This window comes from Undibacterium sp. MH2W (assembly GCF_049340215.1).
Lineage (GTDB): Bacteria > Pseudomonadota > Gammaproteobacteria > Burkholderiales > Burkholderiaceae_D > Undibacterium.
Genome location: NZ_JBMPPA010000007.1, coordinates 128,274 through 149,670 on the forward strand (window position 1 = coordinate 128,274; position 21,397 = coordinate 149,670).

The following is a 21,397-nucleotide window of genomic DNA, read 5'->3' on the forward strand; positions in this document are numbered from 1 at the left end:
TCATTATCAACATTGACTGGTCTTGTTTAAGCAGCGAATTTTTTCTTGATAATGGGGAGTATGTGTAATTCGATGGGTGTCTGATGCAATTTGCACCGATACTCATCGTGCACACCTTGAGAATACCCCCTTTTTTTGTACGCAGTACAGATGGAGCAGTGAGATGACGCAAGAAACACCCTATGTGATGAGCCTCGATGAAGCGCGGCAATTGGCAGGGCAATTAGTGATGATTCGCTTGCCGATAACCCAGTTGGATGCAGAGACTGCGCAATATTTAAAGCAACATCATATCCGCGCTATTTGTCTGTTCCGTGGCAACATGGTGGATGAAATCCAGCTCAAAAAACTGACCTCGGATTTGCGCGACGTGATGGGACCTGAATCGCTGATTGCACTTGATCAAGAGGGTGGGGCTGTTGTGCGTGCGACGTGGGTGCCACAGCCACCTGCGGCGATGTCGCTGGGGGCCAGTGATGATCCGCAGTTGTGTTATCAAATCGGTGCTGCGGTGGCGCGTGGTGTGAAATCTCTCGGTTTTAACTGGAACTTTGCGCCTGTCTTAGATTTGAATAACAACGTCGATAATCCTGTCATCTCTGAACGCTCTTTTGGTTCTGATCCTGTGCGTGCGAGTGAACTTGCCTTGGCATGGATGGATGGTAGTTTGTCTGAAGGTGTCGCTTGTTGTGTAAAGCACTTTCCAGGACATGGCGATACCAATGTCGATTCTCACCGTGATTTGCCAACGGTGAATAAATCCTTAGCCCAATTACAGGCATTAGAGTTAGCGCCATTTCAGATTGCGGTGACTCGCAATGCGCCTGCGATGATGACAGCGCATATCGTTTATCCCGCGTTGGATGCAGACAATCCTGCGACCATGTCCAAGCCGATTTTGACAGGGCTATTGCGTGAGCAATGGGGATACCAAGGCGTCGTCATTACCGATGGAATGGATATGCATGCGATTGCCGGACGCTATGGTGTCGGCAATGCGGCGGTTCACGCATTACAAGCCGGTGCCGATTTGGTCATGGCATTGGGAACCCCAGAGACACAGAGGGAAACTTTACATGCCATTACTGAAGTCATCGCGCGTGGTCAAATCTCGAAAGAGGCTGTGCTGGCGCGTCTTGCACGAGTGCGTCAATTGACGGATACGTATCCCTGCCAATCCGCTGCCTATCAGTCGGAAGTGGCTGATCGTATTCTCATGTCGACCGCATGGAAACGTGGCTTGACGACCATTGGGCAACCCGTTGCTCCTGCAAGGGGAAGTCGAGTACGCCTTGTGATCAGCGCGGATGTGGTGAGTGATGGTGTGTCTGAAGCTGGTATTTCGGCAGAAAAAGTCAGCGCGATGTTGCGTAGTTTGTATGACGTCGAGACCGTCTGTTTTACCGATGCTAATCAATTTGATTGGTCGACCTTGCCTCAGGATGATCGCTTTGTGATTTTGGCATCGACCGTCCGTATTCGCTATAGCCAACACGTACGAGAGACGTGGCGGCCAGATCTCCATCTTGTCCTCTGGAACCCGTTCCAGATGCTCGATATCGAAGCACCCGCCTTACTCACTTACGGTTTCGCTCCGCCAGCAGTGGATGCTGCGCGGGCGTGGTTTGCAGGTGACGTTAGCGCGGAAGGGAAGATACCCGTCGCTGGAGTGGCTACTGACTAATCCTCTTACCAGTAAAGAGCAAAATACAAAAAGATAAAAATATGTGCCGTTGAGTCTCCGCATTTAACGAGCCACAAAGTACCACAATGAACCCACGTCTTTACGAGCACCTTGTACGATATTCATCAACATAGCAAGTCGGCAAAACGCCAGATGCTGCTTGATACGATGTGGGTAAATTGTTTGTTTGTTGGATCCTCCACACATCTTTCCCTTTCCACTCTACATAGCGCTCAGTCGCTGCCGATGTTGCTTCTAATAAACATAGATTCTATTTAAAATACAGCGGTATTTTTCTGCATTTTGTGTGTTTTTCTCGATAGTCACGCCTCAGTCGCTCATGGTACTGTATTGAGAAAAAGACCGGACCAGCCAAGAAGTTTATATAAATAAGATCAATATCGACCTGATGTGATCAGGTGACTAGGATGACCATGAGATTGTCGCTGCGATGGAAATTAGTATTAGGCAGCCTGCTGGTAGAAGTGGTGATGCTGAGCTTTCTCGTGTCCAATAGCTTGCGCCTCAATCAAACGCACATGCAGCAATTGGTCGATCTCCGGCTCAAGGAAGTGTCAGTCTTGTTAAATGCCTCCATTGCACCGGCGCTGGCGCAGGAAGATTATGTCGCGATCACCGATGTTTTTCATGCAAGCCGTAGCAAAGATGGCATTGTTTATTTTTTACTCTATGACACGCATCAACGCTTGGTTGCTGCCGATGGTTGGGAGGGCGCTGCCCCTACGGCGCTGAATCAGTTTTATCTTCCCCCGAGTGACACCCGTATTGATACACATGTCCCAGTTAGCCTGGGCGGTATTAGTTATGGTGAATTACGGTTTGGTGTGAACACCCAATTTGTGAAAAATGCACGCGCGCGGCTGTTGGATGAATCAGTATTGATCGCTGCGGCGGAAATTCTTTTGTCTTTTGTCTTTATCGCTTTGCTGGGTACGTGGCTGACTCGTAACCTGAAACGATTAGAAATTTCTGCCAATGCCATTTCGCGTGGTGAATACGATTTACGCATTGCCCATACAGGTAATGACGAAGTTGGTACCGTGGGACGTGCGCTCAATATCATGGGAGAGCAACTGGCCCGCGATATTTTGGCGTTAAAACGCAGCGAACAACAACAGCGCGAAACAGCAGAGCGACTGCAATCTGTCTTTGAGGCTGTTCCTGATTACCTCACCTTAACCCACTTAGAGAGTGGCATGATCGTCTACGCCAATGCGGGATTCGAAAGCATGACGGGGTATAGTCGTGAAGAGGCCGTGGGGCAGACTAGTATCAAAATGGGCATTTGGGTGGATAAAGAGCGTCGAAAACGGTGGGTAAAAACGCTTCTTGCGCAGGGAGTAATTAGCGATTATCAATCGTCGTTATCGACCAAAGAGGGCGCAGTCAAAGCCATTCTTCTTTCCGCAAAATTACTCGATATCGACGGCGTCACGCACGTTGTCACCATCTGTAAAGATATTACTGAACGACTCGAAGCAGAAATCAAAGTAGAGATGGGCCGTCGAAAATTACAGGCAGTCTTGGACGCTGCTTCAGAGGTCTCTATTATCGCCACGGATGTCTATGGAAAAATCACGATGTTTAACAGCGGTGCTGAGAAAATGCTTGGCTACAGTGCGGATGAATTTGTGGGACGATTAACGCCAGCACCTTTCCACGATCGTGAAGAGTTGCGTCAGAGGAGTCGCCAATTATCAAAGCAGTTTTCGCGGCATATTTCGGGCATTGAAATTTTTACCGCGGTCGCAGTGCAGACCGGATCTGAGGTCAGCAATTGGACCTACATTCACAAAAACGGCAAACGCATCAACGTATCGCTGGTCGTCACTACCATGCGTGATGAGTTTGAAAATGTCGTGGGCTTTTTAGGCATCGCCCGCGATATCACACCCCAAATCGAAGCGCGAGCGGCGTTGCGGCAATTGAACGATGAGTTGGAAACGCGGGTGAATGAGCGTACGGCTGAACTTAAAAAAGCCAACGATGATCTCGCACTGGCGATGGAAAAATTGCAGCTAGCACAGGATGAATTAGTCCGATCAGAAAAACTCAAAGCGCTCGGAAATATTGTTGCTGTCGTGGCCCATGAACTCAATACGCCTATCGGCAACAGTTTGACGGTGGCGACGACTTTGCGCGAGAAAACGAAAAAGGTCAATCAGCTCTTTGTCGATGGTGAGTTGCGTAAATCGACACTGAGCGACTACCTGCGCGAATCCGACGAAGGGACGGCGATTCTTGCTCGCGCCTTGCATCGCTCCAGTGATTTGGTGAATAACTTTAAACACGTTGCTGTGGATCAGGTGACCGATCAGCGCCGATCGTTTGACCTCTTGGATATTCTGGTCGACGTTGCAGCCGTGTTGAGTCCGATGTTACGAATGACACCGTTCCGATTTACCTACGAGGTACCGGCTGGCATCGTCCTCGATAGTTATCCAGGCCCATTAGAGCAGATTATTACGAACTTGATTACGAACTCCGTCGCCCATGCCTTTGACGGAAAAGATCAGGGAGAAATGCATTTAACGGCGCAATGTATCGATGCCGATACCGTACGGATACTGTTTAGTGACGACGGTGTCGGCATTGAAAACGATCATCTATCGCGTATTTTTGATCCGTTTTATACGACAAAATTAGGACGTGGTGGAACTGGATTAGGCTTAAATATCGTCCATAATATTGCTACTAAAACCTTGGGCGGTCATTTAAAGGTCGATAGTATTTATGGTAAGGGAACCGTATTTACCATCGACCTCCCGGTCAGCGCGCCACAAGAAGATTAAAGGACCTGAGATTCATTACTGGTATCAACGATCCTGACGAAACGGGTGAGGACTAAGACCGGAATAGCCGAAATGAGTACCCATATAAAAAAATGCTGATAACCCAATGCGACTTGGATATCACCGCTAATCATTTTAAAAATGACCATTCCTAATTGCATGACACCGGTACCGAGCGCGTAGTGGGCCGTTTGATATCGACCAACGGCAACAACCTGCATGATGAATAAAATCAAGCCAACAAAACCGAAGCCGTAGCCAAACATTTCAATACTGAGAGCGGTCGCTACGATACTCATGTTGTCTGGAAGGGTGCTGCTGAGGAAAAAGAACACGAGATTGGGTAAATTCATCGCGACGATTAACCAAGGTAGCGCACGCCGTAGGCCTAACCAAGATGCAAAATAGCCACCGAGGATGCTGCCACCTAAAAACGCAATCGTACCGGCGGTGCCGTAGACCACGCCCACTTGATCGGTGCTCAGACCCAAACCGCCCAATTCGCGGCTATCGCGCAAAAATAGCGGTCCAATCGTTTGAATCTGACCTTCACCAGCGCGGAACAAAATAATAAAAGCGATGGCAAGCCAGATGCCAGGCTTTCTGATGAAATCAACGATCACATCTCCCAGTGTCGCGAACACATCGCGCATCGAGGCTTTTGTGTTGGTATTTTTAGTGCCAGGCAAACTCCAGCTGTGATAGATCCCAAGGGATGTCAGCATGACGCCCAGAATGCCGAAAATAATCATCCAAGCGTGCTGTGCATCCATTTCTTTTTCGAGTCGCCCCGCCAGAATCACGAGCCCACCCAGCGAGATAAACTTCGCTGCATTAAAAAACGCGCCTTGCCATCCCGCATAAGCCGCTTGTTGTTGATGACTCAGGCTGGCAATGTACAAACCATCCGCAGCGATATCATGTGTCGCAGAGGCGATGGCGACCATACCTAGCAAGGCAATACTCACTGCGAAATAAGTGGGAAGTTGGAGCGATAAAGCGACTAGCCCTAGACCGATACCACCCATCAGTTGAAACGCCACGACAATACGTTTTTTGCTGCTGGCCGCTTCAAGAAATGGACTCCAGAGCGACTTAAAAACCCAAGCAAAACCAATTAAGCCTGTCCAGCGGGCAATTTCCTCATTGGGAACACCGAGACTCTTGTACATTAAGCCAGCGACAAGTGCCACTGCATAAAAAGGTAATCCTTCAGCCAGATAAAGGGTTGGCACCCAGCGCATTGGATGCGTGTTTGTCGTTAATTCTGTGGTCATCACCGTGTCTCTTCGATGTTTGCATGGTTGTTTGTCGTCCCCATGATTGGTTGTTCTTGGGGTACGTGATTGTGATGCCAGCGAATAAGAAGTCGTTGCTTCCTTGTTGCTTACATCACAATCCTTAGCAGCAGAACATACTAGTGCCATCTGGACTGGTCAACTGGTTTTATATTTTTAATGCCACTTAAGTGCCAGTGTTTTGTGAGCAAGGGAGTGGGCGTACATTTTTCGGACGAAAAGTGCCGTGTTGAAAGAAAAAATGGTATTCCGCATGGGGTGGCGGTGTGTTGTTTTTTCTGTGGAAATCATGCAGTTTAACTAACTGGTATGCTCCCTCCCCAATAGGAAAAAATTTATTTTCGCTGATGTCTTTAGACGAGCAATGCCGCCGATAACGACTCGATTTCATCTTGCGAGTCATTCAGAATCTCTTGCAGTGTGGAATCATCGACAATGAAATCAACACTGGCTGCAAATTGTTTCGTGCTCAATCCCATTGTTTCGTGCAGAGGGGATACATACGGCGAGATATCGTTGGCAAGCGTGAGTGTGTCGCCCAGAGATTTCGGTGGTGTAGCGGAAGTACCATGCCACAATTGTTCTACTGCGGTCATCACATGAGCGGGGATGCCGAGCTGTTTCATGACGCCGCGACCAATTAAGCGTTCGCCATACTCACCCCAAATTTCCGCTTCTTCATCGAGTAATCCGGGAAACTCTTGGGCACGTGAGATCAAATAAAAGCCGCCAACTTCATGCACAATGCCAGAGAACATCGCGGTGTCAGGGTCGACTTTGGTGATGTGCCTTGCGATAACCTGTGCCAGCGCTCCGACATGGGCGCAATGTTCCCATAATTCTTTTGCTTTTGCTGCTAAGACAGGATCACGTAACTGACTTCCGAGTTGCCGAACGACGGTGGCGCTCACCAAAGTCCTCACGGTACGAAATCCGATGCGGCTGATCGCCATGGGCACATTATTGACCTGCATTCCCGAACGGTTAAATGCGCCTGAATTGGCCAGCGCTACCGTTCTCGCCGACAACAGCGGGTCTGCAATGATGTATTTGGCCGCTGTTTCTAAATGGCAATCTGGGTTATCTAGGATACGTTTTAACTTCAATGTTTCTTCGACATGTGTCGGAAACACCAGCTCGCCTTGATTGGCTTGTTCAGCAATTTGTTTATAAATAGCTAAGCGATCCATGGCGCTTCTCCTGTCAAACCAGATAACTGGTCATAATGTTAAAAATTGTAAATTATTCGTTGACGCTTTTATAGGGTAGTATAAAAATTCCGTAAGGCAACTTTTTTATGATTTAATCGAAAAAGATTGTCAGGTATATAAGAAGGAGATGGAGTCATTTTGCAAAGCAATTCAGCGAAAATGGCGGAGTTTATCCAAATGCTCGGTCTATGAATGCGTGCCTATGTTGCTGAAGTAGTGAAACGGGGGAATGTGTCACAGTGACATATTTATTAAACTTTTGCAAACTTTTTTGGTAAAAAAAACAGCGCCGGAGCGCTGTTTTGATATCGATCGTGCCAGTGGTTTCTTACTTGGACGCTGGATTTCCCTCGCCTAAGTGTTGCACAAAGAATGTTTCATATTTCTTGTGCCATGCTTTCGCTTTAATAGCGCCACCCATGCCATGCTCGCCATCTGGATCCAGGAAAAGATCCACTAACTGCTCTTTACCATTCTCCAATAAAGCACGGTAGACGTTCACAGTGTCCTGGTACAACACGTTAGGATCTTGCATGCCATGGACCAGCATCAACGGTTTTTTCAGACCTGACGTCAGCGGCAGCAGTGAGAAGCGTCGCAAACTTAACTTATTGCGTTCTGTTTTTCCGAGAGTGCGTCCTGTGTACCAGCTATTGTAGTTTTCCCACTCTGTTGGTCCGCCACCCGCGATCCCTGCAGCGAATGTATCTGGGCTGGTGTACATCGTGTATTGCGTTTGGAATCCACCAAAACTCCAGCCAGTCAGTCCAATGCGATGACCATCAACGCCGAAGTGCTGTTGCATATACTTCGCGAGATCCTCTAAGTCTTCCGTTTGTGGTTTTCCAGGCTGCTCCCAGTTGGCATCGCTAAACTTCCGACCATAATCGGAATGACCACGTGGATCAACGGCGACGGTGACGTAGCCGTGTTTTGCTGCCATATACATGCCGAACAGGTAAGCGGTCGGCTGAAAACTATCGGTCTCAATAATGTGGCGAGTACCCAATGGGCCGCCATAGGTGTAGACAATCGCAGGACGCTGATCACTCTCTTTCCATCCTTCGGGTTTGAAGACATAAGCCTGAATCATATCGCCGTGACGATTTGGATAGCTAAAGCGGGTCGGGTGCATGATATCAACGGCACTCCACAGCGGATCGTTACTCTGAGTCAGGGTGGTTGATTTCGCTGTTTTCGTATCGATGACTTTCAGCTCGGGACGGCTCGACCACTGACCAGCAACACTCGCTAATGCCGTACCCGTATCGGCCAACGCGCTCGCGCGATGGAAATCACCTGCTTTGCCCAATGCGGTCATGGTACCGCTGGCGAGGTCGACTTTATATGCATTCATCGCAGCGAAATCATCTTTGTTTGCCAACACAAACATCGATTTACTATCAGGGCTAAAACCGACAATGTGATGCGCTTCAAAATCCCCTTTTAACAAGGGCTTCGCAGCACCCGTTTCTGTGTTGATCGCGTAGGGTTGGCGGAAACCTTGTTCATCCAAAATAGCGATAAGTTGTTGACTATCGGGTGTGAACTGCGGTGCGATCACATCGACCACTTCGTGACCGACATTGTTACGGCGTTCTAAGACGATACGCGGTTTGCTTTTCTCATCGGCTTTACCGACATAGACACGCAATAAATTTTTCTCACGCTCCCAAGTCGCAAAGGTGTAGCGACTGCCGTCTTTTGCCCACGTCACATCGCTCATTTCAAACCAAACGTCGCCGCCTTCATTGGTAAAGACAGGTTCCGGTTGGCGCGCATTGCTGTCACTGACGCGACGGATGTACAGCGCTGTTGGCAAGACTTTTCGTTTATCATCCGCCACTTCACGATCGACTTTTTTCGCCGTCGCGAAACGCCCGTTATAGTCCATGATTTCTACTTTGCGCTCAGACGGAGGATTCACTTTCCCTGTTTCTGGATTGATGTCTGGTGCCTCGGCAGAGATCGCCATCCATTGTTTGTTTTCACTCAGGACGGTATTGACGATCTTGTATTTCTTGTCGGCGTCGTCTGGGTGGATCAACTCGCGATTGAGCTGACGAATGGCGCTGTGATCAAAGCTGGCGCTATAGAGACTTTTATCATCCATGTAGATGTAGCCTTTGTCGTCTGCGTTGTAGGCAACGATGCGTTCGGCTTTGTCTGTTTGCGTCAGGCGTTCGATCTTGCCGCTATCGGCAAATAGGCGGAAGAGGTCGCCACGGTATTCAAAAATCAACTCGTTCTTTTTATTAGCCCAGACGAGATTTTCAATGCCAGGATAGAGATCGCTCGGCTTGAGTTTTTCTTTTTCATTTTTCTTTTTCAGCTCATCGCGCAGTTCCCAGATCTCTTTGTCTGCGTCTGCTTTCGCTTCTTTAATATCGTCCTTCTTATCGTCTTTTTTGTCTTCTTTTTTATCGCTGGCATCAGCCGTTGTGGATGTTGTTGCTGATGCAGCTTCTGCTGCTTTTTCTTTCGCAGCCTCGGCATCGGCTGCTGCTTTTTTAGCGGCTTCCTTGGCTTTCTTCTCTGCCAATTCAACTTTGATTTGCGCTAAGTCTGCTTCTTCCCACTGTTTCAGGTTGACGTTTTCACCCCGCAAATATGCTGCCTGCGCCTCTGCTTTTGCCTGACGTTCAGCTTCTTCTTTATTTTTTTGTTTTTCTTTTTTCTCGAAACGGTCCCAGACCTCTGGTGCATCAAAGGCTTTCATCACGAGTGGCGAGGTGATACGTTTACTCACACCAGTCTGTGTATCGTACACATATAAATCGGCGCCTAATTCTCCGAACGGATTCCATGCATAAGCCAGGTAACGTCCATCGTGGCTGAAATGCAAAAATTTAGCTTGTTGTCCCGTGTAAGACTTAGCGCGAAAGACTTGTTCCAGCGTTAATTCTGAAGGTTTGATTTTAGCGATGACCGTGGTGGCGGTTTTTCCATTAGCGATATCTGAAGCGGCGACAGCAACATGTGGCGTCAGACTCACCAGTGCGCCAGAGCAAGCAAGCGCAATACTGAGGGTAATCATTTTTGGGGACATAGGTTGGCTCCGGGAATGCTTTTTTAGCGAATAATTGTTGTAACAGCGTGGACTGCGGCGCAACGGTGCGGCTGCACGATCACATCACTACCTCCTCACCATGCAAAGGCAATCTTTAGCAATAGCGATAGTTCCACTTTGGCTGCTATCGCTGTGTTGGTGACCAGGCACATGACGCTGCATCAGTGAATGAAGCGTTCATATTGCCGTCAGCGACTGATCTTGGCGGGGTGATGTGGCCTCAAGTTGACTCAGCGTAATGATCTTAAGTTCCTCGAATTTACCTTAAATATGGAAAATTTTTTTCATTTTTTCTGTTGCCGAGCAATGTTCATGGTTTTTAAGCAACAATCACTTGTGTTTCATCTCAAGTGCGTTATAGTGATATGGTGTGTTGGTTATGTATAACACTAATGTGGTGTGATTCAGAAACAGTCAGGATCGCATTGAACATATTGATCGCACTTGATGGAACAACTTATGGAGGCAGCATGACAGCCGATTGGCATGATCAGTCGCCGATTTACCGGCAATTGACACAAAAGATATTGTCGATGATTCTCGATGAGACGCTGAAAGCAGGAGACGCCTTACCGTCCGTGAGACAGGTGGCTTCTGATTACCAGATTAACCCGATTACCGTTTCAAAAGCCTATCAGGAATTACTCGACCAGGCATTGGTCGAGAAAAAGCGAGGTATTGGCATGTTCGTGACAGCCGATGCTTTTTCACGGCTCATGATCTCCGAGCGGGAACGGTTTCTGAACGAGGAATGGCCAGCCACTTGCACGCGTATTCGCCGTTTGGGATTAGACATAGCAGCGTTAGTCCAAGCCGCGAACGCTGCAACGGAACAGTTACCACTTCAGGACGATATTCAATTCAAAACACAACAACGTATCGAGCAAGGAGAACAACAATGAATGCGGTCGTTTCTGCGAAACAGTTACGTAAAACCTACGGTAAACAGGTCGCTGTCGATGGGGTTAGTTTTGATATTTCTGCGGGGCGTATCGTCGGTTTGATCGGACCGAACGGGTCAGGGAAGACGACAACGCTCAAAGCCATTCTGGGTTTAACAACCTACGACGGCGACCTTGAGGTCCTCGGGCTGAATCCTCACACACAGCGCGATGCGTTGATGGCAGATATTTGCTTTATCGCTGATGTCGCTATCTTGCCCGCTTGGTTGAAAGTAAAGGATGCAGTGGATTTTGTCGAAGGGGTGCATCCCAAGTTTAATCGCCAAAAGGCAGAACGTTATCTCGCCAAAACTAAACTCACGCCGGACATGAAAGTCAAAGCCATGTCCAAAGGCATGGTGGTGCAGTTGCATTTGGCACTGGTGATGGCGATCGACGCAAAATTATTGGTGCTTGATGAGCCGACATTGGGTTTAGATATTCTGTATCGCAAGCAGTTTTATCAGGATTTGTTAGAAGACTATTTTGATCAAAACAAAACGATCATCATCACCACGCATCAGGTCGAAGAAGTAGAGCATATTCTGACGGATTTACTGTTTATTCAAAACGGAAAAATACGCTTGTCAGCCAGTATGGAAGACGTCGAAGAGCGCTTTATTGAAGTGGCTGTTAGCCCGATGCATGTCGAGCAAGCACAGGCCTTGCATCCCATCGATCAGCGCATGATGTTTGGTAAGACTGTGATGCTATTTGACGGTGTGAAACCTGACTTGCTACAACCACTCGGAGAGCTGCACCGACCCAGTGTGGCAGATTTATTCGTTGCAGTAATGAAGGGAGAAAAATAATGAAACAACTGACGACCCTGAAATGGTTATTGAAGCGTGAGGTTTGGGAGAACAAAGCACTGCTCGTATGGTCGAACTTGGCTTTGGCGGGAGTGATTTTATTGGTGACGGTGACTGGCGTGTTTCGGTTGAGTAGCAGTGTGTTTCCGAACAACGCTCCTGCGCATTTTCAAGCGGCAGGTTTGAATGCTGGGATGAGCGCTTATTTTAATACTGGCGTCATTATTTTTGCATTACTGATGGCCTTGACGATGTACTCTTACTTGAGTGGATCACTGTCGCAAGAAAGAAAGGATCGCAGTATCTTATTTTGGAAATCATTACCGATCTCTGATGAATTAGTTGTCCTTTCAAAGACCGTTGTCGCCTTGATTTTTTTTCCAGCGATGGCGTTTATCACATTGATGGTGACGATGTTGATTTCGATGCTCGCAGTCTATGTTGCTTGTGCGATGCATGGTGTCTATTTATTTAACGCTTTGTTTTTTAATGGCAACTTGTGGGGACGAATAGGAATCCTTTTTCTGACCCTTCCCGTCTATGTGGCGTGGGCGTTACCGACAGTGAGTTGGATTATTTTGGTGTCTTCGTGGTTTGTACGCCGTGTCAGTATGTGGGTGGTCTTAATACCGACAGCGGTTTACTTTATCTTCGCGATTGTCAATGAGATATTAGGCTTAGCGATGAACACCAGTGGTGCTGCGTATGTGTTGTTTAGTCGGGTACTATTTAGTGTTGTGCCGAGTAACTGGATGACCCAATTTCATATTTCTGAAGCGTTAAATACGTTCCCATCAGGTGCTGTGAATTTGAGTACTAGTATTCAATCGCCAGCGTGGTCTTTATTTTCCTCGCCAGATATCTGGTTAGGCGTGATTGCCGGCGTACTGATGTTACTCGCCGCTTCGAAAATCCGACGTTCGCATGGCGAGTAAAGGCTCGTTTGTCATGACAAAAAACGCATCCTTCAATTTCTCAAGGGTGCGTTTTTTTATGCGCGCTATCTAGATGGCCTGACGACGAGTGCCACACCGGCTAGCGCAATCAACATGCCAGCAACGGCAGTGAGTGTGAATTGTTCACCAAACATCAACCATGCCATGAGCGCGGTGACGGCTGGCACAAGATACATATAACTCGTGACCTTGGTTGCTTCACCATGACGAATTAATACATACAGTACTGAGATACCGAGCCCGGATAAAATCAGAATGGACCATGCCATGGCGATGAAAAAGTGCGGTGTCCACAAAATAGTTTGTGTTTCCAGTAACAAGGCAAGCGGCACAGTGACCAAGAGTGATGCGCCAAACTGGATGACCTGACCGGTTCTAACATCAAACGAAGGGCATGTTTTTTTCTGATAAATGGTCCCCATCGTCATGCCCAGTAAAGCCATGGTCGCGAGTGCAACACTGGTCAGCGAGAGATGAACGACCGACACCTTATTCGCGACCACAAGACCCACCCCAGCGATACCAAATGCCAGCCCCAGCCATTGTTTGCCGCGAATACGCTCGCCAATCAGCGGTCCCATGACGGCAGTCAAAATGGGTTGTGTATTGGCGATCAGCGCAGCGACACCTGCTGGCATTCCCAGCTTGACTGCACACCAAATACCACCCAGATAAACCGCCTGCATCATGATCCCGGCCAGCGCAATGGGTAGCCAGTCTTTGCGTGCTGGCCATGGCGCCTGCATGACCAAAGCAAGGAGGAGCATCAGCGCCACAACACCGACGTATCGCATACTCAGAAAAGTGAGTGGTTCGGCATACGGTAGACCATATTTGGCGACGACGTATCCTGAAGCCCAGATGAAAATGAAAACAGCCGGTAATGACCGGTAAAATAAGGAACTGGATGTTGGCATGCTGACTCTGTCTCTGTGTGGGCGCCTAAACACGGCATGGATGCCGGCTGAGTGCCTCTTGTTGATTATCGTTGTGACGAAACCGCTTTGATGGGCGGTGACAAGACAATATTGGCATAATTTTGTCGCACCATAGATGAAAAAAAACCTGCGAAGACGTTGCAGTCGCAGGTTTTTTTCATGCATCCTGGCGTTGGGGCCAGTTCAGCCAAGAATTACGCCAGATTTGCTGCAGCGAAATCCCAGTTCACCAATGCCCAGAATGCTTCTAAGTATTTTGGACGAGCATTGCGGTAGTCGATGTAGTAAGCATGTTCCCACAGATCGCAAGTAACCAATGGTTTGTCAGTGGTTGTCAGTGGTGTTGCTGCATTGGATGTGTTAACGATATCCAATGTGCCGTCTGCTTTTTGCACTAACCAAGTCCAGGAGGAACCAAAGTTACCGATGCAAGACTTTGTGAATGCTTCTTTGAACGCATCGAAAGAACCCCATTTTGCGTCAATTGCCGCTGCTAATGCACCTGTTGGCACGCCGCCGCCGTTTGGCTTGAGGCCGTTCCAGTAGAAAGTGTGGTTCCAGATTTGCGCTGCGTTGTTGAAAATGCCAGCAGAAGATTTCTTGACGATTTCTTCCAGTGTCGCGTTTTCAAATTCTGTACCTTTAATCAGGTTGTTCAGATTAGTGACGTAAGTCTGATGGTGTTTACCGTAGTGGTATTCCAATGTCTCTTGAGAAATGTGTGGCGCCAGAGCGTCCAGTGCATAGGGCAATGCCGGTAGGGTATGTTCCATGTTGCGTCCTTTAGTTGTCTTCAGAGGTGACCGGCTTTCCTGTCAGCATGACAGAAAAGTTGAATGGCCGAAAAAACGGTAAATACATACTGCAAAGCAGACATTGTAAGCGTTTGCGGAAAAGCTTGCAGCTACCCAGCGAGAATTTCCTACTTCGATGTGGTGAAAGCCTTGCTCAATCACCTTGCTCAATCACCTTGCTCAACTAGCACTTTAATCCGCGAGACTTTGTTGCACGCTAGCGATACCAATATCAGCGCTGCCTTCCGCTAAGCGGATATGCACAACGCTATTGGCTTGGAGTGCTTTGCTTGCCCGTAAGGCTTTACCGTGTTGATCACTGACGATGGCGTAGCCACGCTCTAAGGTGCGTTGTGGGTTCAGCAGTGCCAACTGGTTCTCTAAGCCTGCTAATCCTTGACGGTGGTGCCTCATGACTTGTTGTTGCGCCACGGATAGACGGCGTTGCCACTCACCGAGAGTTCTTTGCAGATGGCGCGTATCGGGGCGTAGTGAGGTGAGTCGTTGTTCCAGTTGCTGAAGTTGGTGTCGGGAGCGCTGGAGGGGGAGTTCACTGGCATACCGCAGACTTTGGGCGCGTTGTTCCAGTAACTGTCGTTTTGATGCAATGGCCGCTTTGGGGCTCACGAGGCGCCGTGACATCCAGTCGAGCGTTTGATTGTGTGTTGCTAGCTGTCTTTGCAGTCCGCGTTGTAATTGCTCACGGAGGTAGCGAAGTTGTCCCATCCAATCTTCTCGCGGCGTCACGGCGAGCTCTGCCGCCGCCGTGGGGGTGGCAGCCCGTAAATCGGCCGCAAAATCGACAATCGTGACGTCGGTTTCATGTCCCACCCCCGCAATGACCGGCATTGCGCAATGGGCGATCGTCCGTGCGACGATTTCTTCGTTGAATGCCCACAGATCTTCAATACTGCCTCCACCACGGCATACCAATAACACGTCACATTCTTCACGCGCTGCCGCCGTGGCGATCGCTTGGGCGATTTTGGCACCCGCCCCATCGCCTTGTACTGGTGTGGGGTACAAAATGATGTGGACATGCGGTGCACGTCGACGCAATGTCGTGAGCACATCACGCAACGCGGCGGCCTGGGGGCTGGTCACAATGCCGATCGTACGGGGAAAAGCGGGCAAGGGGCGCTTGCGGCTCTGATCAAATAAGCCCTCTGCGGCTAATTGTGCTTTTAAACGCAGGAAAGCCTCGTACAGATTGCCAACACCTGCGCGCCGAATGGCTTCCACACTCAATTGATAATCGCCTCGGGGAGCGTACAGGGTCACGAGTGCTCTCACTTCGACTTTATCCCCTTCGCGTGGCTGGAAATCTGCATACTGCGCGCGGCCTCTGAACATCACAGCACGCACCTGAGCCGCATTATCTTTGAGGGTAAAGTACCAATGTCCAGACGCCGCGCGGGTGAAATTGGAAATCTCCCCCGCAACCCACGTCAGCGGGATGTGGCGCTCTAAAAGTTGTGAAACGGCGTTGTTCAGCGCCGAGACTGTCATGACAGAAGGCGTCGATAGTGGAGTTGGTGAGCGAAAGTCAGTATTCATGAGGCGAAAACGCGGAAAAGCTGTCCACAGAAGCGTGAAATGGTCATCAGAATGTCATTGTAGAGGGTAGATGTCAAAAGAAATGCAAGTTCCGACACTAAGTCGTTGATTTTCATTGTTTTTTCATCTGCAAATAACTTGAGCAATTTGAAAATTTCCTTACAAATCAATGACTTTCTATAGTAACAACGGCATTGTACACACACTTATCCACAGAAAACGTGCATAAGCAGTGGATATCTTGGGTGGTGATGTCAAATAATGAATTTGATTAAATTATATGCAGCGTTTATATATCTTTTAAAATCAATTACTTAAGTACTTATAATCGCCTTCTACACAATCTTATCCACAAATTTTGTGCAGAAATCGCCTTATTTTCGTCATTTTTGCGTGTTATTTACACACGTGCCGCAATGGGGATGACTTTAGTCTTATTGCCTAAATTTTGAGCTTTGATAAATAAACTTTTAAAATCAATGACTTAATTTGATCTCCTCAGCTTTTTCACAATCTTGTCCACAAGATTTGTGCAAAAGCCCACAGTTATTGTTTGAGAGCCGAAAAAAAAGCCCATGATTGATAGTAAAAAATCATGTTTTATCGGTTTTGATCTCTTTGCTTAAAAATTAAGCTAAATAGAATTTTCTATATAAATCAATTAATTAAGGGGATAGTGACAGCTTTTACACAATGTTATCCACACAATTTGTGAAAAAGAAATGCACTTCTCCACAATGGCGAACTTTGCATGCTTTTTAGGCATATTTATCCTGAAACACTCTGTTTGCTTATTTTATTTGCAGTACCTGAAATCGATTTAAAATCAGAGGGTTAGGTTTATTTACACGCCTTGTGCACAAGCTTATCCACACAATGTGTGCAGAAACTCTAAAAAAAATGTCGTTTTTCAGGTGACTTTTTTGCTGAGAATCGCTGCCTATTTCTTGTGCGCAAGAGAAATACGTTTTAAATTCAAATACTTAGCAAGCTTTGCGCAACTTATCCACAAGTTTGCGCACAGAATTTGTGTAAAACACGCAGTTTTTCGTTGTGAAATGACAATGCCTCAAAGTACACTTGCCCGTCTGCACACAACACGCTACATTGCGGGGTTGGAAATTTGAACCTTCAAGGAGTGACCTTTGTTCGCTATCATTCAAGCCGCCGGTTGGCCTATTTACTTGTTGTTAATTGCCTCTGTGATTGCCTTAACACTGATCATAGAACGCAGTCTTTCTTTGCGTAAAAACAAAATTTTGCCATCCACCTTGTTAGACGAAGTCATCCGCGTGTATCAAAGCGGCAAGGTGCGTCCTGAAGTGATCGATCAGCTTGCTGGTAACTCGCCACTCGGTAAAGTTCTTGCAGCAGGTTTGCGGAACGTCAGTGCACCGCGTGAAGTCATGAAGGAGTCCATTGAAGAAGCGGGCAGCGCCGTTGCGCACGAGCTGGAGCGGTTCTTAACGACGCTTGGCACGATTGCTTCTCTCGCACCATTAATGGGCTTGTTTGGGACGGTTGTGGGCATGATTGAGATTTTCGGTTCACAGACCGCTGCTGGCGCTAATCCTGCACAACTCGCACACGGTATTTCAGTCGCTTTATACAACACAGGTTTTGGTTTGTTAATTGCGATGCCAACGCTGGTGGCGTATCGTCATTTCCGTGCATTGGTCGATAGCCTTGTCGTCGACATGGAACAGCAGGCTGTTAAATTTGTTGACGTTGTTCATAGCGCCAGGAAGTAATAATGAACTTTCGTAAAGGAAACAGCAGGGAAGAACCTGAAATCAATCTGATCCCGTTTATCGACGTGCTGTTGGTGATTCTGATTTTTCTGATGGTCACGACCACCTATAGCCGTTTTACGGAATTGCAGATTACATTGCCTACCGCCGACGCGCAAAAAGCGCAGGACGAGAAGCCTAATCAGATCAATATTGGCATCGATGCGCAGGGTCGTTATAAAATCAACGACCAAGCCGTCGCGTTTTTAGATACGACAACGCTCGCCGACGATCTCAAGCGTGCTGCTGCAGCACTGGATCAGGGCAAATCGGGTAGCCAGCCTGATCCGATCGTGATCATTAATGCGGACCGCGCGACCACGCATCAATCGGTGATCGATGTGTTGGAAGCTGCACGGATTGCCGGCATGGCAAAAGTGACGTTTGCAGCTCAGGCGTCGAGCCCGAAATAAGCGTCACGTACGATCGTTGAACTCTATGCCCTGGCGTATTTGCCAGGGTTGTTTTTTTGTGGATTCCGCATGCAAGCTCGTCCTCGGACATCATTTTCAGCCAAACTTCAGACGTGGTTATTAGAACGCTGGCAAAAACGCGGTGTGTTCGCGTGCATGTTGTGGCCCTTGTCTCGACTGTTTCAGTTCCTTGTGACGTTTCGCTTTGGCTTGTTTATGCTCGGCTATAAGCCGCAAACGCGTTTGCCAGTTCCAGTTGTTGTCGTCGGGAATATCTTCGTCGGAGGAACCGGAAAAACCCCATTGGTGATTTGGCTTGTTAAGCAGTTACAGGCTGCGGGGTGGCATCCAGGCGTGATTTCACGGGGATATGGCGCGCATGCCGAACATGTGACGTTGCTCGACGCGCAATCAAGTGCTGCCGTCGTGGGCGATGAACCACTGTTGATCAAGCAGCATACATTGGCACCGGTTGCAGTTGGCAGAGATCGTGTCGCGGCGGCGCGGCATCTGCTGGCGAGTAGACCGGAAGTCGACATCTTGATTGCTGATGATGGATTGCAGCATTATTTTCTGGCCCGCGATATCGAAATCATGTTGTTCGATGAGCGAGGTGGCGGTAATGGCTGGATGTTGCCCGCCGGTCCTTTACGCGAACCATTGCACCGCCGCCGCGACTTTACGATTCTCAACGCACCACTCGCTATACCGGTGTCATCGGTCACAGGCTTGCCATCCAACGTGGTGAGAATGCACTTACAGCCCCAGTTTGTTTATCGGTTGGGCGATCCGTCGATACAACAAGCGTTGTCAGACCTGGCTGCATCGAAGATTCTTGCTGCTGCAGGAATCGGAAACCCTCAACGTTTTTTTGCTATGCTGCGTGAAGCAGGCTTGGCGTTCGCGAGCCTGCCTTTGGCGGACCATTTTCAGTTCGATGCACAGACTTTTGTACACATTGATGCCGATTGCATTCTGATCACTGAAAAGGATGCAGTAAAATGTCGGCAAATTCCCGCCTTGCAAAATGACGCGCGTATTTGGGTCGTGCCCGTCGTGGCACAGCTTGACGCCTCGTTTGCAACGGACCTTTTACATATGATTTCGGAGAAAAAGCATGGACACTCGCCTGCTTGATGTTTTAGTTTGCCCTTCTTGCAAGGGACCTTTGGTTTACAACAAAGCAGGTCAAGAATTGATCTGCTATGGTGACAAAATGGCATTTCCTATTCGGGACGATATCCCGATTATGTGGACTGAGCAGGCACGTACATTGACATCTGACGAAGTTAATGCCCGCTAAGGTCACGATAAAAATCCAAAGAACACCCGAACAAAATTAAAAGAAAATAATAGAAAATCAGGATATTTGCATGAGTTTTGTTGCCATCATCCCAGCCCGTCTCGCCTCGAGCCGTCTACCGAACAAGCCGCTGGCGGATATCGCGGGTAAGCCGATGGTGGTGAGAACTGCCGAGCGAGCGTTAGCGTCAGGGGCAACAGCGATCATGGTAGCGACGGATCATCCTGATATCGTGGCGGCTTGTGAAACGCACGGTATTCCTGTTTGTATGACACGCGCGGATCATCCCTCGGGTACCGACCGAATTGCCGAAGTCGCAGAGCGAATGCAACTGCCGGATGATGCCGTGATCGTGAACGTACAGGGCGACGAACCGTTAATCGATCCCGCATTAATTGCAGCGACCGCGGCTTTGGTCAATGCCGATGTCCCTATGGCAACGGCTGCGCATCCCATCCATGCGGTGGAGGATGCATTTAATCCCAACGTTGTGAAAGTGGTCTTGGATAAAAATGACCGTGCGCTTTATTTTTCAAGAGCAACGATCCCATGGCACCGCGATGCCTTTGCGGATGGCCTCGCTGCGACACGGCCGGCTTTTCCGCAGCACTACCAGCCACTACGACACATCGGCTTGTATGCATATCGCAACGATTTCCTAAAAAAATATCCACAACTCGCTGTGTCACCCTTAGAGCAAATCGAAGCACTCGAACAACTTCGCGTGTTGTGGCACGGCTTTTCAATTGCGGTACATGTAACCGATGCGAGCCCCGCGCCGGGCGTGGATACGCCAGAAGATTTGGAAAAAGTCCGACGATTTTTTTCGGAAATTGGTTAAAAATTGAAGGAACTTAGCCATGATTTGGTGCTAAAGCATCAATAAGGTCGGAAATTGTGGTAAGTTTCGTGAAAAGAATCTGTGTTATTACTAGCGCGATACCGCCAAAAGAAAAAATAAATATGTGGTGTCAGTGAGCGAAGTACAGCAACCAGAAGCAAAAAAATCAGCGTGTACGCAGTTCGTGCCCGCCCAAAATAAATTCAAACTCGTCTTAGGAAATAAAAAATGCGTCTTATTTTATTAGGAGCACCAGGTGCCGGCAAAGGCACTCAGGCTAATTACATCAAAGAGAAATTTAATATTCCCCAAATCTCGACTGGCGATATGCTGCGTGCTGCGGTGAAAGCGGGCACACCGCTTGGTCTCGAAGCGAAAAAAGTCATGGACGCCGGCGGATTGGTGTCGGATGACATCATCATTGGTTTAGTGAAAGACCGTCTGAAGCAAGATGATTGCAAAAATGGTTATCTGTTTGATGGATTCCCACGTACGACACCCCAAGCTGATGCAATGAAAGAAGCGGGTGTGCATATGGACTACGTGTTGGAAATTGATGTACCTGATGAGGCGATCATTGATCGCATGTCCGGCCGTCGTGTTCATCCTGGTTCTGGTCGCACATATCACGTGAAATTCAATCCACCTAAAGTGGAAGGGAAAGATGACGTGACGGGTGAGGAACTGATTCAGCGTGACGATGATAAAGAAGAAACAGTCAAAAAACGTTTGTCGGTCTACCATGAGCAAACTGAAGTGTTAGTAAGCTACTACGGTGACTGGGCAAAATCTGGTCAGCCAGGTGCGCCTAAATACCGAAAAATTGCTGGCGTCGGGCCAGTAGAAACAATTCGTGACAGCGCCTTTGCTGCGCTGTCAGAATAAAAAAGCGGACTTCGGTCCGCTTTTTTTTCACCTGTTTGTTTTCTTTCCAGAGTGACTCCTACCAAGACCAGTGTTCATCATCTTTTTATTT

At 48.2% G+C, this 21,397-nt stretch carries 17 protein-coding genes; 11 read left to right on the forward strand and 6 right to left on the reverse strand.

What is annotated here, in order from left to right:
* The first annotated feature begins 163 nt into the window (after positions 1 to 163).
* Complete coding sequence (locus tag ACO0K2_RS16230; RefSeq protein WP_423020705.1) at positions 164 to 1,684, forward strand: glycoside hydrolase family 3 protein; 1,521 nt, start codon at positions 164 to 166, stop codon at positions 1,682 to 1,684.
* A 434-nt stretch (positions 1,685 to 2,118) separates the two neighbouring features.
* Positions 2,119 to 4,497 (forward strand): PAS domain S-box protein, encoded by a 2,379-nt coding sequence (locus ACO0K2_RS16235; RefSeq protein ID WP_423020707.1) that lies wholly within the window; start codon positions 2,119 to 2,121, stop codon positions 4,495 to 4,497.
* Here ACO0K2_RS16235 and ACO0K2_RS16240 read toward each other — a convergent pair.
* From ACO0K2_RS16240 to ACO0K2_RS16250, 3 genes are all read right to left on the reverse strand, one after another.
* A complete protein-coding gene (locus ACO0K2_RS16240; protein WP_423020709.1) occupies positions 4,494 to 5,774 on the reverse strand; it encodes an MFS transporter in 1,281 nt (426 codons plus the stop codon). The genes ACO0K2_RS16235 and ACO0K2_RS16240 overlap by 4 nt on opposite strands.
* A gap of 374 nt (positions 5,775 to 6,148) precedes the next feature.
* On the reverse strand, positions 6,149 to 6,985 hold the full coding sequence (locus tag ACO0K2_RS16245) for an HDOD domain-containing protein (protein ID WP_423020711.1): 837 nt from the start codon (positions 6,983 to 6,985) through the stop codon (positions 6,149 to 6,151).
* A gap of 349 nt (positions 6,986 to 7,334) precedes the next feature.
* Positions 7,335 to 10,055: a prolyl oligopeptidase family serine peptidase gene (locus tag ACO0K2_RS16250; protein ID WP_423020713.1), complete on the reverse strand. Its 2,721-nt coding sequence runs from the start codon at positions 10,053 to 10,055 to the stop codon at positions 7,335 to 7,337.
* Between the two features lie 491 nt (positions 10,056 to 10,546).
* On the opposite strand from ACO0K2_RS16250, the gene ACO0K2_RS16255 reads away from it, so the two are divergent.
* From ACO0K2_RS16255 to ACO0K2_RS16265, 3 genes are read left to right on the forward strand one after another with little or no spacing between them, the layout of a single operon-like run.
* Positions 10,547 to 10,978 (forward strand): GntR family transcriptional regulator, encoded by a 432-nt coding sequence (locus tag ACO0K2_RS16255; RefSeq protein ID WP_423020715.1) that lies wholly within the window; start codon positions 10,547 to 10,549, stop codon positions 10,976 to 10,978.
* A complete protein-coding gene (locus tag ACO0K2_RS16260) occupies positions 10,975 to 11,829 on the forward strand; it encodes an ABC transporter ATP-binding protein (protein WP_423020717.1) in 855 nt (284 codons plus the stop codon). The genes ACO0K2_RS16255 and ACO0K2_RS16260 overlap by 4 nt, the downstream gene beginning before the upstream one ends.
* Positions 11,829 to 12,764: a hypothetical protein gene (locus tag ACO0K2_RS16265; protein WP_423020719.1), complete on the forward strand. Its 936-nt coding sequence runs from the start codon at positions 11,829 to 11,831 to the stop codon at positions 12,762 to 12,764. Before ACO0K2_RS16260 ends, ACO0K2_RS16265 begins: the two co-directional genes overlap by 1 nt.
* A 65-nt stretch (positions 12,765 to 12,829) precedes the next feature.
* Here the strand turns inward: ACO0K2_RS16265 and ACO0K2_RS16270 are convergent, their stop codons facing one another.
* The 3 genes from ACO0K2_RS16270 to xseA form a co-directional block, all read right to left on the reverse strand.
* Positions 12,830 to 13,702 carry a DMT family transporter gene (locus ACO0K2_RS16270; RefSeq protein WP_423020721.1) on the reverse strand — a complete coding sequence of 291 codons (873 nt, stop codon included), beginning with the start codon at positions 13,700 to 13,702 and terminating at the stop codon, positions 12,830 to 12,832.
* A gap of 215 nt (positions 13,703 to 13,917) precedes the next feature.
* Positions 13,918 to 14,496, reverse strand: a complete 579-nt coding sequence (gene sodB / locus ACO0K2_RS16275; RefSeq protein WP_423020723.1) for a superoxide dismutase [Fe] — start codon at positions 14,494 to 14,496, stop codon at positions 13,918 to 13,920.
* A 213-nt stretch (positions 14,497 to 14,709) separates the two neighbouring features.
* Positions 14,710 to 16,074 (reverse strand): exodeoxyribonuclease VII large subunit, encoded by a 1,365-nt coding sequence (xseA, locus tag ACO0K2_RS16280; protein WP_423020725.1) that lies wholly within the window; start codon positions 16,072 to 16,074, stop codon positions 14,710 to 14,712.
* A 1,145-nt stretch (positions 16,075 to 17,219) separates the two neighbouring features.
* On the opposite strand from xseA, the gene ACO0K2_RS16285 reads away from it, so the two are divergent.
* The 6 genes from ACO0K2_RS16285 to adk all read left to right on the forward strand — a co-directional run bounded on the left by ACO0K2_RS16285 (position 17,220) and on the right by adk (position 21,306).
* Positions 17,220 to 17,825 (forward strand): MotA/TolQ/ExbB proton channel family protein, encoded by a 606-nt coding sequence (locus ACO0K2_RS16285; RefSeq protein ID WP_423020727.1) that lies wholly within the window; start codon positions 17,220 to 17,222, stop codon positions 17,823 to 17,825.
* A gap of 2 nt (positions 17,826 to 17,827) precedes the next feature.
* On the forward strand, positions 17,828 to 18,277 hold the full coding sequence (locus ACO0K2_RS16290) for an ExbD/TolR family protein (protein ID WP_423020729.1): 450 nt from the start codon (positions 17,828 to 17,830) through the stop codon (positions 18,275 to 18,277).
* 69 nt (positions 18,278 to 18,346) lie between these two features.
* The gene (gene lpxK, locus ACO0K2_RS16295) at positions 18,347 to 19,414 is read left to right on the forward strand and encodes a tetraacyldisaccharide 4'-kinase (RefSeq protein WP_423020731.1); all 1,068 of its coding nucleotides are present in this window, start codon (positions 18,347 to 18,349) and stop codon (positions 19,412 to 19,414) included.
* Positions 19,395 to 19,580 carry a Trm112 family protein gene (locus tag ACO0K2_RS16300; RefSeq protein WP_423020733.1) on the forward strand — a complete coding sequence of 62 codons (186 nt, stop codon included), beginning with the start codon at positions 19,395 to 19,397 and terminating at the stop codon, positions 19,578 to 19,580. Before lpxK ends, ACO0K2_RS16300 begins: the two co-directional genes overlap by 20 nt.
* Positions 19,581 to 19,650: 70 nt before the next feature.
* A complete protein-coding gene (kdsB, locus tag ACO0K2_RS16305) occupies positions 19,651 to 20,421 on the forward strand; it encodes a 3-deoxy-manno-octulosonate cytidylyltransferase (RefSeq protein WP_423020735.1) in 771 nt (256 codons plus the stop codon).
* A 228-nt stretch (positions 20,422 to 20,649) separates the two neighbouring features.
* A complete protein-coding gene (gene adk / locus ACO0K2_RS16310) occupies positions 20,650 to 21,306 on the forward strand; it encodes an adenylate kinase (protein WP_423020737.1) in 657 nt (218 codons plus the stop codon).
* The last annotated feature ends 91 nt before the right edge of the window (positions 21,307 to 21,397 follow it).

What these genes read in the sequence shown, in the direction of transcription:
- ACO0K2_RS16265 (WP_423020719.1), top strand. Translation starts at nt 11,829, where the DNA reads ATGAAACAACTGACGACCCTGAAATGGTTATTGAAGCGTGAGGTTTGG.
- ACO0K2_RS16270 (WP_423020721.1), bottom strand. Translation starts at nt 13,702, where the DNA reads ATGCCAACATCCAGTTCCTTATTTTACCGGTCATTACCGGCTGTTTTC.
- sodB (WP_423020723.1), bottom strand. Translation starts at nt 14,496, where the DNA reads ATGGAACATACCCTACCGGCATTGCCCTATGCACTGGACGCTCTGGCG.
- xseA (WP_423020725.1), bottom strand. Translation starts at nt 16,074, where the DNA reads ATGAATACTGACTTTCGCTCACCAACTCCACTATCGACGCCTTCTGTC.
- ACO0K2_RS16260 (WP_423020717.1), top strand. Translation starts at nt 10,975, where the DNA reads ATGAATGCGGTCGTTTCTGCGAAACAGTTACGTAAAACCTACGGTAAA.
- ACO0K2_RS16245 (WP_423020711.1), bottom strand. Translation starts at nt 6,985, where the DNA reads ATGGATCGCTTAGCTATTTATAAACAAATTGCTGAACAAGCCAATCAA.
- ACO0K2_RS16255 (WP_423020715.1), top strand. Translation starts at nt 10,547, where the DNA reads ATGACAGCCGATTGGCATGATCAGTCGCCGATTTACCGGCAATTGACA.
- ACO0K2_RS16290 (WP_423020729.1), top strand. Translation starts at nt 17,828, where the DNA reads ATGAACTTTCGTAAAGGAAACAGCAGGGAAGAACCTGAAATCAATCTG.
- ACO0K2_RS16300 (WP_423020733.1), top strand. Translation starts at nt 19,395, where the DNA reads ATGGACACTCGCCTGCTTGATGTTTTAGTTTGCCCTTCTTGCAAGGGA.
- ACO0K2_RS16230 (WP_423020705.1), top strand. Translation starts at nt 164, where the DNA reads ATGACGCAAGAAACACCCTATGTGATGAGCCTCGATGAAGCGCGGCAA.
- lpxK (WP_423020731.1), top strand. Translation starts at nt 18,347, where the DNA reads ATGCAAGCTCGTCCTCGGACATCATTTTCAGCCAAACTTCAGACGTGG.
- adk (WP_423020737.1), top strand. Translation starts at nt 20,650, where the DNA reads ATGCGTCTTATTTTATTAGGAGCACCAGGTGCCGGCAAAGGCACTCAG.
- ACO0K2_RS16240 (WP_423020709.1), bottom strand. Translation starts at nt 5,774, where the DNA reads ATGACCACAGAATTAACGACAAACACGCATCCAATGCGCTGGGTGCCA.
- ACO0K2_RS16235 (WP_423020707.1), top strand. Translation starts at nt 2,119, where the DNA reads ATGAGATTGTCGCTGCGATGGAAATTAGTATTAGGCAGCCTGCTGGTA.
- kdsB (WP_423020735.1), top strand. Translation starts at nt 19,651, where the DNA reads ATGAGTTTTGTTGCCATCATCCCAGCCCGTCTCGCCTCGAGCCGTCTA.
- ACO0K2_RS16250 (WP_423020713.1), bottom strand. Translation starts at nt 10,055, where the DNA reads ATGTCCCCAAAAATGATTACCCTCAGTATTGCGCTTGCTTGCTCTGGC.